We start from the raw sequence: 551 nt of genomic DNA on the forward strand, positions 1-551 counted from the left end.
ATGAAGACGTTGCCGAACTGCGCGCCGAGGACATGGATGGACTGCCCGTCGCTCTGCGCCTTGCCCGGCGCCGGCCCCCACTGCTCCTCGATCTCCTTGAGGTAGGGCTCGCGGGCCACGTAGTCGTCGACCGTCACTCGGTGGTGCACGTTGGCGTGCGCACCGTAGTTGGCCGCATTGCCCTTGATGATGCGATCACGCAGGTCATCGACGGACTCAGGCAATTCCACCCGATAGCCGGCGTCGTCCAGTTCCACCAGGGTGTTATAGAGCGAGGCGAACACCGAGAGATAGGCCGCAGACCCCAGCGCGCCGGCCTCGGGCGGGAAGCTGAAGATCACGATGCTCAGCTTGCGCTCGCTGCGCGCGCTGCGCCGCAGACGGATCAGCCGATCGACCCGCGAGGCCAGCATCTTCGCCCGCTCCGGGTGCACCTCCATCCGGCACACCCCGTCGGGGCCAGGCACCGCGGCACGGCCGCCGAAGACCACCGGCCCGGTCGCACCATCGAGTTCGGGGATGGCGACCATCATGGTCGTCTCCACCGGGGT

Annotated in this window: 1 protein-coding gene; it reads right to left on the reverse strand. The window is 67.9% G+C overall.

The window, feature by feature from the left end; translation table 11 throughout:
* Positions 1–551, reverse strand: a 551-nt coding sequence (locus CKO12_RS14480) for a cobaltochelatase subunit CobN (protein ID WP_200155413.1), incomplete at both ends; no start/stop codon positions are given.

Source organism: Chromatium okenii, from assembly GCF_016583745.1.
GTDB classification, from domain to species: domain Bacteria; phylum Pseudomonadota; class Gammaproteobacteria; order Chromatiales; family Chromatiaceae; genus Chromatium; species Chromatium okenii.